We start from the raw sequence: 13,654 nt of genomic DNA on the forward strand, positions 1-13,654 counted from the left end.
CCCCCCCCCCCCCCCCCCCCCCCCCCCCCCCCCCCCCCCCCCCCCCCCCCCCCCACGGGCGGTGCCGCGCGGGGCTACCGCTCCGCCGACGGCGCGTGCATCTCGACGCTGATCTGGCTCGCGTCGAGCACCTTGAGCGTCTCGTCCATGGCCCCCGAGCTGTAGGTGCCGTGGTCGCGCACGTGCAGCAGCTCCTCGCGCTGGGCCGCGAGTACCGCGAGGCGCAGCTCGCGGTACTGCCGGTGCTGCTCGTCGGCCTCGGTCGCCTCGCGGTCCACGAGATCGTCGTGCGCGATCTCCTGGCGCACGCGCTCGATCGTCTCGGGCGCGTACGGCGTCCCGTCCGGACGGGCGAGGCCTGGCGCGTCGAGCACCTCGGCGGCCACGCGCGAGAGCTCGCCCAGGAGCGCGAGCCGCTCGTCGTTCTCGGTCGAGGTGTCGACCGTCAGGTCGAGGCGTCGCACGACCCACGGCAGCGTGCCGCCCTGGACCAGGAGCGTGCCCGCCGCGACGAAGAACGCGATGAGGACGAGCAGCGCGCGGTGCGGGGTGTCGGCCGGGAGGGACTGGGCCGCCGCGAGCGTCACGACGCCGCGCATCCCGGCCCACACGAGCAGCACGCCCTCGCGGCGCCCGAGCGGCTCGGCCGCCAGGTAGTCGATGTCGGCGATGCGGCGCGTGAGGAACGTCTGGACGCGGGCCATGCGGCTCTGGACGCGCGGGTCGTCGAGCGAGGGCGCCTCCCCCGGACCGGCGGGACGCCCAGGGCCTCGGGCCCCGGCGCGGCGCGGCGCGCGGCGTCGCTGCCCGCCCCTGCCCGGTCCGCGGTCCGCGGTCGTGGGCAGCTCGCCGCGGTCGAGCTTGTCGGTCGCGGCCGCGAGCTTCTCGCGCACCTCGGGGTTGCGCCGGTTGGAGCGCTTCATGAGCCACAGCAGCGCCGCGACGAACACCGAGCGCAGCGCGACGACGACGAGCGCGGCCAGGAGCGCGAGCCCCGCAGCCGTCCACAGGCTGCCGTGCTCCGCGCGGACCTCCTCGACGAGCCCGAACACCTCGAGCCCCATGAGCAGGAAGACCCCGCTCTCGAGCAGGAGCTCGACGGTCCGCCAGTTCGCCTTCTCGGCGATGCGGTCCTGCGGGCTCAGGTGCTTGGGGGCGCCAAGGCCCGTGACGATGCCGGCCGTGACGACCGCGACGAGTCCCGAGGCGCCCAGGTGCTCCGAGGGCAGGAACGCGATGAAGGGCACGACGAACGAGATCGCGGTGTTGGAGGTGGCCTCGCGCACGCGCGACCGGAGCCACAGGTTCGCCTTGCCGACGAGGAAGCCGATGACGACGGCGACGACGACCGCGTAGACGAAGTCGCCCGCGACCTGCCCCACGGAGACGGTCGCGGCGGTCGCCGCGATGGCCGAGCGCAGCAGCACCAGGGCAGAGGCGTCGTTGAGCAGGCTCTCGCCCTCGAGCACGGTCACGACGCGCGGCGAGACGCCGGCCTTCTTGACGATCGAGGTCGCGACGGCGTCGGTGGGGCTGATGATCGCGCCGAGCGCGATGCCCGTCGCGAGCCCGATCCCCGGGACGAGCAGGTGGAACAGGAGGCCGAGCACCACGGCGCTGATGACGACGAGCACCACGGACAGGCCGCTGATGGCCTTGAGGTCTCGCCGGAAGTCCATCGCGGGCATGCTGACGGACGCCGAGTAGAGCAGCGGTGGCAGCACGCCCGCGAGGATCCACTCGGGGTCGACCTCGACGGCCGAGACCGCGGGGAGGAACGACACCGCGACGCCCAGGAGCACGAGGATCAGCGGGGCGGCGACCCCGAGGCGTGGCGCGAGGGCGGTCACGCCGACGACCGCCAGGACGCCGGCGATCAGGTAGGGGGCGAACTCCATGGGCTTCTCGTCTCGTTCGGGGAATTACTTCCTATCAGACGAAGCATCTGCGCCCCGCACCGCTACGCGTCGCGCGGAACCCACTCTGCCGCCTGGTCGCGGGCGGCGCGCAGCATCGCGACGGCCTCGTCCTGGTTGACGCGCGCGAGCGCGAGCGCGCTGAGCTGGAGCGAGAGCAGCAGTCGCGCACGCCGCTCGACCGCGTCGTCCGCGAGCGCCGGGTCCGCGGCGCGCAGCGCCCCGGCGAGGGCGTCGCTCAGCTCGGCCCGGTAGGCCTCGACCGCGGCGCGCAGCGCCTCGTCGTGCCCGGCGGCCCCGGTCGCGCACCCCACGAGGAGGCAGCCGAGCCGGGGTGAGTCGGCGGGCAGCTGCCCGACGGCGGAGGCGAGACGGTCGAAGTACGTCACCACCGCTCGTCCGGCCTCGGGCACGGTGGCACTCCCCTGGCCTGCGGCGACGAGCGGGCGCAGGCGGGGGCGGATCACGGTGTCGAGGTAGTCCTCGACGGCCGCGTCGAACAGCCCTCGCTTGGATCCGAACGCGTGGTAGAGGCTCGACCGGTTGAGCCCGGTGGCGCGCTCGAGGTCCGGGAGGGATGCTCCGTCCAGGCCCTGGTCCCAGAACACGTCCCGAGCCGCCTGGACCACCGTGGTGGTGTCGAACGACTGCGACCTGCCCATGTGGACCGCCTCACTTTCCGCGCCTCGTATTGCACCGACCGGTACACAACTGTACCGTCGAATAGTAGACCGACTGGTTCAGAAAGGCGTTCGCGCCGGCAGCGGCGGGCACGAGAGCACGCCCCTCACCCTGGAGGACACCACCCATGACCGCGACAGCACTGGTCTTCGCCGGCCTCGCCGCACTGATCCACGTCTACATCTTCGTGCTCGAGTCGGTGTCCTGGACCTCACCACGGACCCGCGCCACGTTCGGGACCACCGAACAGGAGGCACGCGCCACCAAGGAGCTCGCGTTCAACCAGGGCTTCTACAACCTGTTCCTCGCGGCCATCACCGTGATCGGCATCGTGCTGGTCACGAGCGAGCACACCGGGATCGGCGCCGCGCTCGTCCTGAGCGCGACCGGCTCGATGGTCCTCGCCGGGCTCGTGCTGATCGTCTCGTCGCCCGCCAAGGCCCGCGCCGCGCTCGTCCAGGCCGTCCCGCCCGCGATCGCGGTCGTGCTGCTCGTGATCACCCTCGTGTCCTGACGGCCACCAAGCCACCCCCCGCAGAACCCCTACCGAAGGAAACCCCGACGCATGACCTCCTCCACGCAGATCCAGCTCGTCGCCCGCCCCACCGGCTGGCCCACGCACGACGACTTCCGCACCGTCCAGGTCGAGCTCGGTGAGCTCGCCCCCGGCCAGGTACGCGTCCGGAACGAGTTCGTGTCCGTCGACCCGTACATGCGCGGACGCATGAACGACGTGAAGTCCTACACCCCGCCCTACGTGCTGGGCGAGACCATGACGGGCGGCGCGGTCGGGCGCGTCGAGGCCTCGACGGCCGAGGGCTTCGCCGTCGGCGACGTCGTGCTGCACCAGCTCGGGTGGCGCGACGTGTCCCAGGCCGACGCGGCCGCCTTCCGCGTGGTCCCCGAGATCCCGGGCGTGCCGCTGTCCGCCTACCTGGGGATCCTGGGCATGACGGGGCTCACGGCCTACGTCGGGCTGCTCGAGATCGCGGGCCTGCGCGAGGGTGACACCGTGTTCATCTCGGGCGCTGCGGGGGCCGTGGGCACCGCAGCCGGCCAGATCGCTCGCCTCAAGGGCGCGGGACGCGTCGTCGGATCGGCGGGGACCCCCGAGAAGGTCGCGCTCCTGACCGAGCGCTACGGCTACGACGCGGCCTTCAGCTACAAGGACGGGCCGGTCGCCGACCAGCTCGCCGTCGCCGCACCCGACGGGATCGACCTGTACTTCGACAACGTCGGCGGCGAGCACCTCGAGGCCGCGCTGGGCGCGTTCAACGACTTCGGCCGCGCGGCCCTGTGCGGCGCGATCTCGCAGTACAACGAGACCGAGCCTGCGGTGGGCCCGCGGAACATGGGCAACATGGTGACGCGCAGCCTCATGCTCCGCGGCTTCACGATCGGCAACCACCTCGAGCACTTCCCCGCGTTCTCGCGCGACATGGGCGCGTGGCTCCAGGCCGGCGAGGTCGTGTTCGACGAGACCGTGGTCGACGGGATCGAGAAGTCCGTCGACGCGTTCCTCGACCTCATGCGCGGCGCGAACACCGGGAAGATGGTCGTGCGCGTCTGACGTTCGTCGGAGCCCGGCCGAGAAGTGAGTAGATGCCCCTGGATCGCCGGATCCGGGGGCATCTACTCACTTCTCGGCATTCGATGCCTCCGCGAGCGCCTCCCCCGCAGGAGGGAGGCAGGGTCCGTCGCGCGCCGGTGCCGCGCCACGGACCGGACCCGCAACAATCGTCGACATGGTCACCGCCGCCCCTCCGACCGAGCCCATCGCCCTACCGCCGACCGCCGGGGTCGTCGTCCCCGGCCGCTCCGACCGGACCGGAGCCTGGCGTCCCTGGGTCTTCCCCGGGGTGCTCGCCCTGCTCGTGGGGCTGTTCGCGACGATCACCCCCTTCATGCCTCTCCTCGGGTCCCCCCTGGGGCTGTGGGGGGACAGCCTCGCGTCCCTGTCGCTGATCACACCGGTCCTCCAGGTGGGCAGTCTGAGCGCGACCGTCGGCGTCCTCCTCTCGCGTCGTTCCCGTGCCCTCGCCTGTGTGCTGGCGGGCTGGCCCTTCCTCCTGACTCCGCTGGTCGCGACCTTCGTCTGGGCCTGGTGGCTCGCGCTGCTCGCGATCGCCGTGGTCTGCGCGTACGACGGGTGGCGTCGGGCGGTCGCACCGTTCGTCCTTGCCGTGGGAATCGCCGCGGGGTACTGCCTCACGGGCATCTACGCGCTGCTGCCCGTGGGCCCGGTGACCCCGGGCAGGGACGCGTGGATCACCTTCGTCCTCTACGTCGTCTACTCGGTCGCCGTGCTGGCCACGAGCGCGGCGGTCGGCGCGAGCCGCCGCGCACGGGCGCGCACGGCCGCCGCAGCTCGCGCCTCCGACCAGGCCTTCGCGGTCGAGACCGTCGCCGTCGAGCGGGCCCGGATCGCGCACGACCTGCACGACGTCGTCGCGCACCACATCTCGCTCGTCGCCGTCCGCGCGGAGTCGGCACCGTACGTGCACCCGTCGATCGACGCCGAGTCCCGGGTCGTGCTCGCGGAGATCGCCGACGACGCCCGGCACGCGCTGGGAGAGCTGCGTCAGGTGCTCGCGGTGCTGCAGCGCACCGAGGGCGCCGACCGGGCGCCGCAGCCCGGGGCAGGTGACGTCGTGGCGCTCGTGGACGCGGCCCGCTCGGCCGGGCAGCAGGTGACGGTCGTGGGAGACGTGCCCGACCTCCCGCCGACCCAGGGGCTCGTGCTCTACCGCGCGGTCCAGGAGTCGCTGACGAACGCGCGCCGCCATGCCCCGGGCCAGCCGGTGACGCTCGCCCTCGGGACGGGAGCGGCGTCGTCGGGCACGGTCGTGACCGCGCGCCTCTCCAACCTCCTGGTCCCCCGCACCTCCCCCGCCGCCCCGGGGCGGGGGCTGCTCGGGATGCGCGAGCGCGTCGAGTCGATCGGCGGCTCGCTCACGGGGGGCGAGCAGGACGGCGTGTTCGTCGTCGACCTCACGCTCCCGGTCGGCGAGCCGGAACCGGCCACGGCACCGGAGCGCACGGAGACCTTCCGGTACGGCTCCACGGGCGACGACCTGGCCGCCCCGCTTCCCGACGCCGTGGACGGGACCGACGCGTGACCCGCGTCGTGGTCGCCGACGACCAGCCCGTGGTCCGGTACGGCTTCGCCGCGATCCTCGACGCGGCCGACGACATCGACGTCGTCGGGTCGGCGGGGAACGGGGCCGAGCTGCTCGACGTCGTCGCCGCCCACCGGCCCGACGTCGCGGTCGTGGACGTGCGCATGCCCGTCATGGACGGGATCACCGCGACGGCCGAGATCTGCGCACGCCACCCGGGCACGAGCGTCCTGATCCTCACGACGTTCGACCTCGACGAGTACGTGTTCGACGCGCTCCAGGCCGGGGCCTCGGGCTTCCTGCTCAAGGACACCCCGGCACCCCGGCTGGTCGAGGGTGTGCGTCTCGTCGCGGACGGCTCGATGCTCCTGGGCCCGACGATCACACGCCGCCTGGTCGGCGACTTCGCGCAGCGCACGACCCGGGCTGCCCCGGGGATCGAGAACCTCACGGGCCGCGAGCGCGAGGTGCTGCTCACGGTCGCCCGGGGGTTGTCGAACGCCGAGATCGGGGCCGAGCTGTTCATCACCGAGCAGACCGTGAAGTCGCACGTGTCGGAGGTGCTGCGCAAGCTCGGGTGCCGCGACCGCGTCCAGCTCGTGATCGCGGCCTACGAGTCGGGGCTCGTCGGCGTGCCGGAACGCGGGTGACGCCGGGGGCGTCGGCGACGCCGAGTGCGCAGCTCGGGTCGTCCACCGGGCAGGTCTGACGACCCGGACTGCGCACTCGGCGCAGTCAGCGCCCTGAGCGGGACCGGTGTGCACTGCACAGGATGCACGGCGCGCTGCCGGAACCTCCTATCATGAGTCGTGAGTTCCGACTGGTTCGACCTGGCTACCCAGGGCACCGAGAGCGGTGAGCTGGCCCGGTCGATCGACTGGTCCGCCACCCCGCTCGGCTCCCCCGACACCTGGCCCAAGACGCTGCGCGCCGCCGTGCGCCTGTGCTTCAGCACGCGCTTCCCCATCTTCATCGCCTGGGGTCCCGACCTCACCATGATCTACAACGACGGCTACCGGCCCATGCTCGGGCAGGACAAGCACCCTGGCGCGATGGGTGCCCCGGCAGGGGAGGTGTGGGCCGAGATCTGGGACGAGATCGAGCCCCTGTTCGCCGGGGTCCTGAAGACCGGCGTGCCCACCTGGTCCGAGGACCAGACCCTGATCATGAACCGCTCGGGCTTCGACGAGGAGACGGCCTTCACCTTCTCGTACAGCCCCCTGCGGGACGAGGACGGGACGATCTGCGGGGTCATGGACGTCGCGACCGAGACCACGGGCCACGTGGTCGACGCTCGACGCCTCCAGACGCTCGGCACCCTGACCGCGACCCTGCAGCGCCTCCAGGGCGACGTCGACGAGCTCGCCGCCGCGACCGTCGGGGTGCTCGGGCGCAGCGTCGACGTCACCCGCGCGGACCTCTACCTCGACACCTCGGCCGGTCTCGTGGCGTTCGCGTCGACGCACGAGCGCCACGACGAGTCGGTCCCGTCGCAGGTCCTGCGCGAGGTCGCCGACGAGCGACGGCTCGAGCAGGTCGGTACGGCGCTCGTCGCCCCCCTCGCGGCGAGCCGCGACCGGTCCGTCGCGGGCGTGATCGTCCTCGAGGGGAACCCGCTCCGCCCCGACGACGAGGACCAGCGCTCGTTCCTGCAGCTCGTGGCCTCCGCGGTCGGCACCGCGCTGAGCAGCACGCTCACCCAGATCCGGCAGGTCGACGAGCTGCGCAACGTCGCGAACGCCCTCCAGGACGCGATGCTGCCCGACGACCCGACGGCCCCGGGGTGGCACACCCGCTACCGCCCGGCTGACGACAGCCTCCTCATCGGCGGCGACTGGTACGACGTCGTGGACCTGTCCGGTGGGCGGTTCGGCCTGGTCGTGGGCGACTGCGTGGGCAAGGGCCTGCGCGCCGCGGCCGTCATGGGTCAGCTCCGCAGCGCGAGCCGCGCCCTGCTCCTGGAGAACCTGGGCCCCGCGGCCACGCTCGAGGGCCTCGACCGCTTCGCGCGGACGCTGCCCGGTGCCGAGCTCGCGACGGTCCTGTGCGCGATCGTCGACGAGAACGCCCGCACCCTGACGTACTCGGCCGCTGGTCACCTGCCGCCGCTCGTGGTCAACAAGGCCGAGACGTGCTGGCTCAACGAGGGTCGGGGCACGCCGCTGGCCCTCAGCACCGCACCACGCCCCGAGGCGACCGCCGCGCTCGACAGCGGCGACGCCGTCGTGCTGTACACCGACGGGCTCGTCGAGCGCCGCGGCGAGCACCTCTCGGAGGGCCTGCGCCGCCTCGCCCACGCGGCCCTCACGATCCGCGAGGAGCACCCCGCGTCCGACCTGCCCGACGCGCTGCTCGCCGAGCTCCTCGCCGACGGCGCCCGGGACGACGTCGCACTGCTGCTCTACGAGGTGCCCTGACCCGCTAGGCGAGCCCCGCGTCGTGCACGCAGATCGCGACCTGCACACGGTTGTCGGCCCCGAGCTTGTCGAGCACCCGCCCCACGTGGGTCTTGACCGTCGCGATGCTCAGGAACAGGGTCGCCGCGATGTCCGCGTTGGACAGCCCCGTCCCGATAGCGAGCGCGACCTCGAGCTCGCGCTCGGTCAGCCGCGCGAGGCGCGCCTTCGCGGCGGCCTCCCGGTCGTCGACGGGCTGACGCGCGACGGCCGTGATGAGCTGCTGCGTCACGGACGGGGACAGCATCGACCGCCCCTGCGCGACGAGCCGGACCGCCGCGACGAGCTCGGCCGGCGGCGTGTCCTTGAGCAGGAAGCCCGCCGCGCCCAGCCGCAGCGCGGTCAGCACCATGTCGTCGGCGTCGAACGTCGTCAGGACGATGACCTTGAGCGCAGGGTCGGCGGCGCGCGCGATCTCCAGGGCAGCGAGCCCGTCGCGACGCGGCATGCGGATGTCCATGAGGACGACGTCGGGCCGGGTACGCGCGATCTCGGCGACCGCGGCGATCCCGTCGGAGGCCTCGCCCACGATCTCGATCGCCCGGTCGCCGCCCAGGATGAGGCGCAGTCCCGCACGGACCAGCGTGTCGTCGTCGACCAGGACGACGCGCAGGGGTGCGTTCGCCGGCGCGGTCTCGGGCACGGCAGGTGCCAGGGGGGTCAGGTCCACGGGAGCCACGCTCTCACGACGAAGCGCCCCGCCCCGTCGGGCCGTGCGGTCAGCTCGCCGCCGGTGAGCCGCGCGCGCTCGGCGAGCCCTGTCAGCCCCAGGCCCGACGACGGCGCACCGGACGGGCGCGGCTCGTCGCCGGCGTCGGGCACGCGGACCGCGACGAGCGGGTTGGTGACCCGCACCGTGAGCCCCTCCCCCGGGGCGCCGTCGATCTCGACGCGGACCGCCTCGCCCGGCGCGTGCTTGCGAGCGTTCGTGAGGGACTCCTGGAGGATGCGGTACGCGCTCCGGCTCACCTGGTCGCCCAGCCCGGCGAGATGCTCGGCCGTGTCCGGGGAGACCTCGCACGTGACCGGGTCGGAGCCGTCCGGGCCCTGCACCTCGGCCAGCAGGTCGGGCAGGGCGACGAGCGTCGGCTGCGGGCGCTCGGGGGTCCTGCCCGGGACGTCGGTCTCGCGCAGGACGCCGAGGACCTCCCGCAGCTCGGTCATCGCGAGGTGCGCGTTGTCGCGGATCACGCCCGCGGCCGCCGCGGACTCCTCGGGCGTGAGGTCCGTGCGGTACGCGAGCGCGCCCGAGTGCATCGCGACGAGCGAGATGCGGTGCGCCAGGACGTCGTGCATCTCGCGCGCGATCCGGGTGCGCTCGGTCGAGCGCGCCTGGTCGACACGCGCGGCCTGCTCACGCTCGGCCGTCACGGCCCGCACGCGCCAGGACTCCGCGAGGTCGCGGCGGTTCCCGATCGAGACACCGATCGCGACGAGCAGGGCGTACACGAGCGCCCCGACGACGACCCACACCCACCAGGGCGTCTGCGCCCACCCGGGGATCAGCGAGCGGAAGAGCGCCTCGTTCCCCAGGCTGGACGCCATGTAGACGAGCCCGACGCCCGCGATCTCGCGCCACCGTCGACGGGTCGCGAGCGAGATCAGCGCGATCACGACGGCCCCCGCACCGAAGGTCGTGAAGCCGCCGACCGCCCCCATGAGGAGCGCCACGGTGAGCGGTGCCGCACGGACCGCCGGGAGGAGGACCAGCGCCACGACGCCGAGGAGGAGGTCGAGCAGGAAGATCGTGGCCCACTGCTCCAAGGTCGCCCCCTGAGGGTCCTCCGCGGTCAGGAGCGCGTTGGCGAGGTACAGCAGGGCGCCGAACCCGAACGCGGCCGCCAGCCGCCAGGACACGTCGAAGGCCGAGTAGGGCACGTAGCGGATCGGCGGAGCGGGAGGCATGTGGCGAGACTATGCGCGCGGGAGGGCGGTACACATCGCCAGTCGGGACGACCCGGGGTCACCCCAAAGGATCAGGTCGTCGTCCCGTCGCCGGCTGCCGCGGGCACGACGACGGCGGCGCACCCGGGCTCGATCCCGGGTGCGCCGCCGTCGCGGGCCGGTCCGTGGACCGACGGGTGATGCTGGGGTCAGTCCGCTGCGGGGGTCTCGCCGTTCGCCGCGCGGTACGCGGTGAGGACGGCCTTGGGCAGGCGGCCCTTGGGGCTCACCGTGTGCCCGTTCGCGAGCGCCCAGGTGCGGATCTCGGCGGTCGTCTCGCCCGGCAGGAGATAGCCGGTGCTCTTCGGGGCCGCGGGGGCCAGGGAGGCTGCGGGCTCGACGAGGGGCGCCTCCTCGACGACGACCGACTCGACGACCTCGACCGTGACGGCTCCGGTCTCGACGACCTCGACCTCCTCGGGCGCCTCCACGACCTCGACCGCTGCGACCACCACGGTCTCGGTCCCGGTCTCGGTCCCGGTCTCCGTCTCCGTCTCGATCTCGACGGGCTCGGTGACCTCGGCGACCTCGACCGTCTCGACTACCTCGGTGACCTCGGTGACCTCGGCCGTCTCTGCGGCTGCGACGGGCTCCCGTTCGACGACGACCGGCGCTTCGACCTTCGGCGCGGTCTCCGGCTCCAGCACGGCGATGGCGACCGGCGTCGTCGCAGGCTCGACCGCTGCGGCAGGCGCGGTCGGCGCCGTCGTGCGGGCGGGCGCCTGCTCAGGAGCGGTGTCGGCAGCGGTCCCCTGGGTGGCGTCGAACAGGGACGCGACGCTCACCACCGGCGCGGCCTCCGCCTTCTTCCGACGACCCTTGAACCAGCTCAGCAAACCCATGACGACCTCTCGGCGAACGATGCGCACACCGGTCGACGTGCGCGCGGCAACTCTTTCACATCTCGGACAACCGCCGGTAGGACGCCCACGGCCCACCGGTCAGCGGGACGACCGCCGCCACGTGAGGGCGGAGCGTATGCACCTGACGACGCCGAGGGCCAGGGTCGCGACGGCGAGGAGCACCACGACCTTGCCCGCAGGGCCGAACGCCGAGTTCGCGACCACGACGTCGTACAGCACATGGGCGGCCACGAACGGCCAGACGTCGCGGTGGCGCGAGTACAGCAGCCAGAAGAGCACGGACCAGACGAGCACCAGGGTCACGGTCATCGGGACGCCGTAGTAGAGGTGGAAGAGGCCTCGGAGCACGACGATCACGGCGACCTGTACCCACCCCGGCGCCCGCAGCCGCGTGAGGACCGCGACCGGGACGGCCAGGATCAGGATCTCCTCGGCCACGCCCGCGTGCAGCGCGTAGAGCAGGACCATGAGCGCCACGGGGCGCTCACCCCCACCGGACCCCGCCTGCTCCAGGACCGGTGCGAAGGACGCGGCCTGGAACGCGACCCACAGGAACAGGTACGCCACGGCGAAGAGCCCGAGCCTGTCCCACCAGCCCGACCGCTCACGACGGACGAGCCCCAGGTCCACGCGGTCCACGCCACCCCGAGCGGCCAGCACGACCGCCAGCGCGATGGCCACGAGCGCGGTGCCCCACAGGATCGCCATGGCACTGGCGTCGGGCGACCCGGACGACGCCGTGCCGGACAGGATCTGCACGGCCCCGTACACGTAGAGCCCGAACGCGACCACGTACGGGACGACGATCGTCGTCGCGCCCCACAGGACCGACGTCGGCCGGGACCAGGGCAGGGCGACGTCGGTCGACGGCCGGCTCACTTCTCGAACGTCCCGTCCGCCGGCATCGTCACGTCGCACGTCACGGGAGCGCCCGGCACGGTCGAGGTGGCCTCGACGAGCACGGCCTCGTTGGTGCGCCCCACGTCCTTGAGGACGCGGCACGACACGATGCCCTCCCCGGCGGGGGTCGCCTCGATCCGCGCCGGCTGTCCGGCGGCCACGACGGCCTCGGTCGTGAAGGGCGACCCGACGGGACCGGGCGCGCTCTGCTCGACCGACGTCCCCGTGCGGTCGCCCGCGGGTGCCTGCGTCCAGACGACCGACTCGACCCCCGTGTCCGACGTGACCTCGTACGTGAGGAAGTACGAGTCGATCGGCCGGTCGATGATCGCCGTGCGCAACGCCAGGAAGCCCACCACGAGCAGGGCGATGCCCAGGATCGAACCGACGACGACGAGGACAGGACCGACCTTGCTCTGCACAGCACGCTCCGAAGGATCTGCGGCCGAGGCGTGGTGCGCGGGGCCGACGGGGACGGTCGCCGGGTGCAGCGCCGTCGGGCACACCGTGGCACCTCCGGTCCGCAGGACGGGAGGCGGGTGGTGCGCTGCTCCCACGCTAGGCGCGCGGACCGCGGCGCACATCGACCCTGCGGGCGAGGTCCGGGCGAGGGCTCCCCGCGCGCACGTCGGCCCTGCGGCGTACCCGCGTCACCCGCAGGGCGACAACCGGACACCCGGAACTCGCTCGACTCCCGAGCGGCAGCGCGATGTACTGGAGACCCGCCCGCACCACCAGGAGTCCCATGCCGTCGCCGAGTCCCTCCACCGATCGTGAGCGCCTCGGCCTGCACGCCGACTGCGCGAGCTGCTTCGGCCTGTGCTGCGTCGCGCTCGCGTTCACGCGCTCGTCGGACTTCCCGATCGACAAGGACGTGGGCGAGCCCTGCCGCAACCTGCGGCCGGACCACCGGTGCGGCATCCACCCCGAGCTCCGCGCGCGCGGGTTCGCGGGGTGCACGGTCTACGACTGCTTCGGTGCGGGCCAGAAGATCTCCCGGGTCACGTTCGCCGGGCAGGACTGGCGCGAGCACCCCGAGGTGCGGACGTCGATGTTCGCGCTGCTGCCCGTGCTGCGCCACGTCCACGAGCTGCTGTGGTACCTCACCGAGGCCGTGGCGCTGACCGCCGGCCACGACCCCGCGCTGACCACAGACCTGCGCGCTGCCCTGGACCGGGTCGAACGCCTCTCCCTCGGCACTCCGGACGACCTCCTCGCCCTGCACCTCGACGCGCTGCGGGGCAGCGTCAACCCGCTCCTGCTGCGGGCGAGCGAGGGAGCGCGCGCACGCTCGGCGCACCAGCCGCGCGGCCGTCGCGCCGACCACCGGGGCGCGGACCTCGTCGGCCGGCGCCTGGCCGGGACGGACCTGCGCGGCGCGAGCCTGCGCGGTGCCCTGCTCGTCGGCGCCGACCTGCAGGGGGCTGACCTGCGCTGCGCCGACCTCGTCGGGGCCGACCTGCGCGGCACCGACCTGCGCGGCGCGGACCTCACCGACGCGCTGTTCCTCACCCAGGCCCAGGTCGCTGCGGCCCGTGGGGACGCCGCGACGCGCCTGCCCACCGGGCTCGACCGCCCCGAGCACTGGGCCGCCGCGCCGGCGGGCACCGCCCCGGCGCCGCAACGGCACGGTCGGCACCCCCGCGGTGACCACCCGCGCAGGTCGGGGCGCCCCCGGCGGTGAGCGACGCCGTCGGGCACCCGCAGCGCCGACCTGGCGGCCTCCCGCAGGAACCACGGCCGACGACCGAGGGGCGGCCCCGACGGGACCGCCC

13 protein-coding genes are annotated in these 13,654 nt (G+C 73.6%); 6 read left to right on the forward strand and 7 right to left on the reverse strand.

All coding sequences use genetic code 11. The features are described 5' to 3' along the window. Positions 1 to 74 precede the first annotated feature (74 nt). Both H9640_RS13040 and H9640_RS13045 read right to left on the reverse strand, forming a co-directional pair. Entirely contained in the window at positions 75 to 1,898 is a 1,824-nt protein-coding gene (locus H9640_RS13040) for a cation:proton antiporter (RefSeq protein ID WP_191791150.1), read from the reverse strand. A 62-nt stretch (positions 1,899 to 1,960) separates the two neighbouring features. After that, entirely contained in the window at positions 1,961 to 2,578 is a 618-nt protein-coding gene (locus tag H9640_RS13045; RefSeq protein ID WP_191791151.1) for a TetR/AcrR family transcriptional regulator, read from the reverse strand. 146 nt (positions 2,579 to 2,724) lie between these two features. On the opposite strand from H9640_RS13045, the gene H9640_RS13050 reads away from it, so the two are divergent. The 5 genes from H9640_RS13050 (at position 2,725) to H9640_RS19695 (ending at position 8,133) form a co-directional block, all read left to right on the forward strand. Continuing rightward, entirely contained in the window at positions 2,725 to 3,111 is a 387-nt protein-coding gene (locus H9640_RS13050) for a DUF1304 domain-containing protein (RefSeq protein ID WP_191791152.1), read from the forward strand. A gap of 51 nt (positions 3,112 to 3,162) precedes the next feature. Next, entirely contained in the window at positions 3,163 to 4,167 is a 1,005-nt protein-coding gene (locus tag H9640_RS13055; RefSeq protein ID WP_191791153.1) for an NADP-dependent oxidoreductase, read from the forward strand. A 175-nt stretch (positions 4,168 to 4,342) separates the two neighbouring features. After that, a complete protein-coding gene (locus tag H9640_RS13060) occupies positions 4,343 to 5,716 on the forward strand; it encodes a sensor histidine kinase (RefSeq protein ID WP_191791154.1) in 1,374 nt (457 codons plus the stop codon). Then, a complete protein-coding gene (locus H9640_RS13065; RefSeq protein WP_191791155.1) occupies positions 5,713 to 6,366 on the forward strand; it encodes a response regulator transcription factor in 654 nt (217 codons plus the stop codon). The genes H9640_RS13060 and H9640_RS13065 overlap by 4 nt, the downstream gene beginning before the upstream one ends. Before the next feature lie 159 nt (positions 6,367 to 6,525). Next, complete coding sequence (locus H9640_RS19695) at positions 6,526 to 8,133, forward strand: PP2C family protein-serine/threonine phosphatase (RefSeq protein WP_191791156.1); 1,608 nt, start codon at positions 6,526 to 6,528, stop codon at positions 8,131 to 8,133. A gap of 4 nt (positions 8,134 to 8,137) precedes the next feature. On the opposite strand, the gene H9640_RS13075 is transcribed toward H9640_RS19695, so the two are convergent. The 5 genes from H9640_RS13075 to H9640_RS13095 form a co-directional block, all read right to left on the reverse strand. Beyond that, a complete protein-coding gene (locus H9640_RS13075; protein ID WP_225227200.1) occupies positions 8,138 to 8,836 on the reverse strand; it encodes a response regulator in 699 nt (232 codons plus the stop codon). Further along, the gene (locus tag H9640_RS13080) at positions 8,833 to 10,077 is read right to left on the reverse strand and encodes a sensor histidine kinase (protein ID WP_191791157.1); all 1,245 of its coding nucleotides are present in this window, start codon (positions 10,075 to 10,077) and stop codon (positions 8,833 to 8,835) included. The genes H9640_RS13075 and H9640_RS13080 overlap by 4 nt, the downstream gene beginning before the upstream one ends. A 188-nt stretch (positions 10,078 to 10,265) precedes the next feature. Next, on the reverse strand, positions 10,266 to 10,958 hold the full coding sequence (locus H9640_RS13085; RefSeq protein ID WP_191791158.1) for an Lsr2 family DNA-binding protein: 693 nt from the start codon (positions 10,956 to 10,958) through the stop codon (positions 10,266 to 10,268). Between the two features lie 99 nt (positions 10,959 to 11,057). Beyond that, positions 11,058 to 11,858: a CPBP family intramembrane glutamic endopeptidase gene (locus H9640_RS19700; protein ID WP_191791159.1), complete on the reverse strand. Its 801-nt coding sequence runs from the start codon at positions 11,856 to 11,858 to the stop codon at positions 11,058 to 11,060. After that, positions 11,855 to 12,301 carry a hypothetical protein gene (locus H9640_RS13095; protein WP_191791160.1) on the reverse strand — a complete coding sequence of 149 codons (447 nt, stop codon included), beginning with the start codon at positions 12,299 to 12,301 and terminating at the stop codon, positions 11,855 to 11,857. Before H9640_RS13095 ends, H9640_RS19700 begins: the two co-directional genes overlap by 4 nt. Before the next feature lie 323 nt (positions 12,302 to 12,624). Between H9640_RS13095 and H9640_RS13100 the strand changes: the two genes are divergently transcribed. Further along, entirely contained in the window at positions 12,625 to 13,563 is a 939-nt protein-coding gene (locus tag H9640_RS13100; RefSeq protein ID WP_204806647.1) for a pentapeptide repeat-containing protein, read from the forward strand. Positions 13,564 to 13,654 lie beyond the last annotated feature (91 nt).

The organism is Oerskovia gallyi (genome assembly GCF_014836745.1).
Taxonomy (GTDB): domain Bacteria; phylum Actinomycetota; class Actinomycetes; order Actinomycetales; family Cellulomonadaceae; genus Oerskovia; species Oerskovia paurometabola.

Coding starts and splice junctions, on each gene's coding strand:
- H9640_RS13050 (WP_191791152.1), top strand. CDS start 2,725: ATGACCGCGACAGCACTGGTCTTCGCCGGCCTCGCCGCACTGATCCAC.
- H9640_RS13085 (WP_191791158.1), bottom strand. CDS start 10,958: ATGGGTTTGCTGAGCTGGTTCAAGGGTCGTCGGAAGAAGGCGGAGGCC.
- H9640_RS13100 (WP_204806647.1), top strand. CDS start 12,625: ATGCCGTCGCCGAGTCCCTCCACCGATCGTGAGCGCCTCGGCCTGCAC.
- H9640_RS13080 (WP_191791157.1), bottom strand. CDS start 10,077: ATGCCTCCCGCTCCGCCGATCCGCTACGTGCCCTACTCGGCCTTCGAC.
- H9640_RS13060 (WP_191791154.1), top strand. CDS start 4,343: ATGGTCACCGCCGCCCCTCCGACCGAGCCCATCGCCCTACCGCCGACC.
- H9640_RS13045 (WP_191791151.1), bottom strand. CDS start 2,578: ATGGGCAGGTCGCAGTCGTTCGACACCACCACGGTGGTCCAGGCGGCT.
- H9640_RS13040 (WP_191791150.1), bottom strand. CDS start 1,898: ATGGAGTTCGCCCCCTACCTGATCGCCGGCGTCCTGGCGGTCGTCGGC.
- H9640_RS13055 (WP_191791153.1), top strand. CDS start 3,163: ATGACCTCCTCCACGCAGATCCAGCTCGTCGCCCGCCCCACCGGCTGG.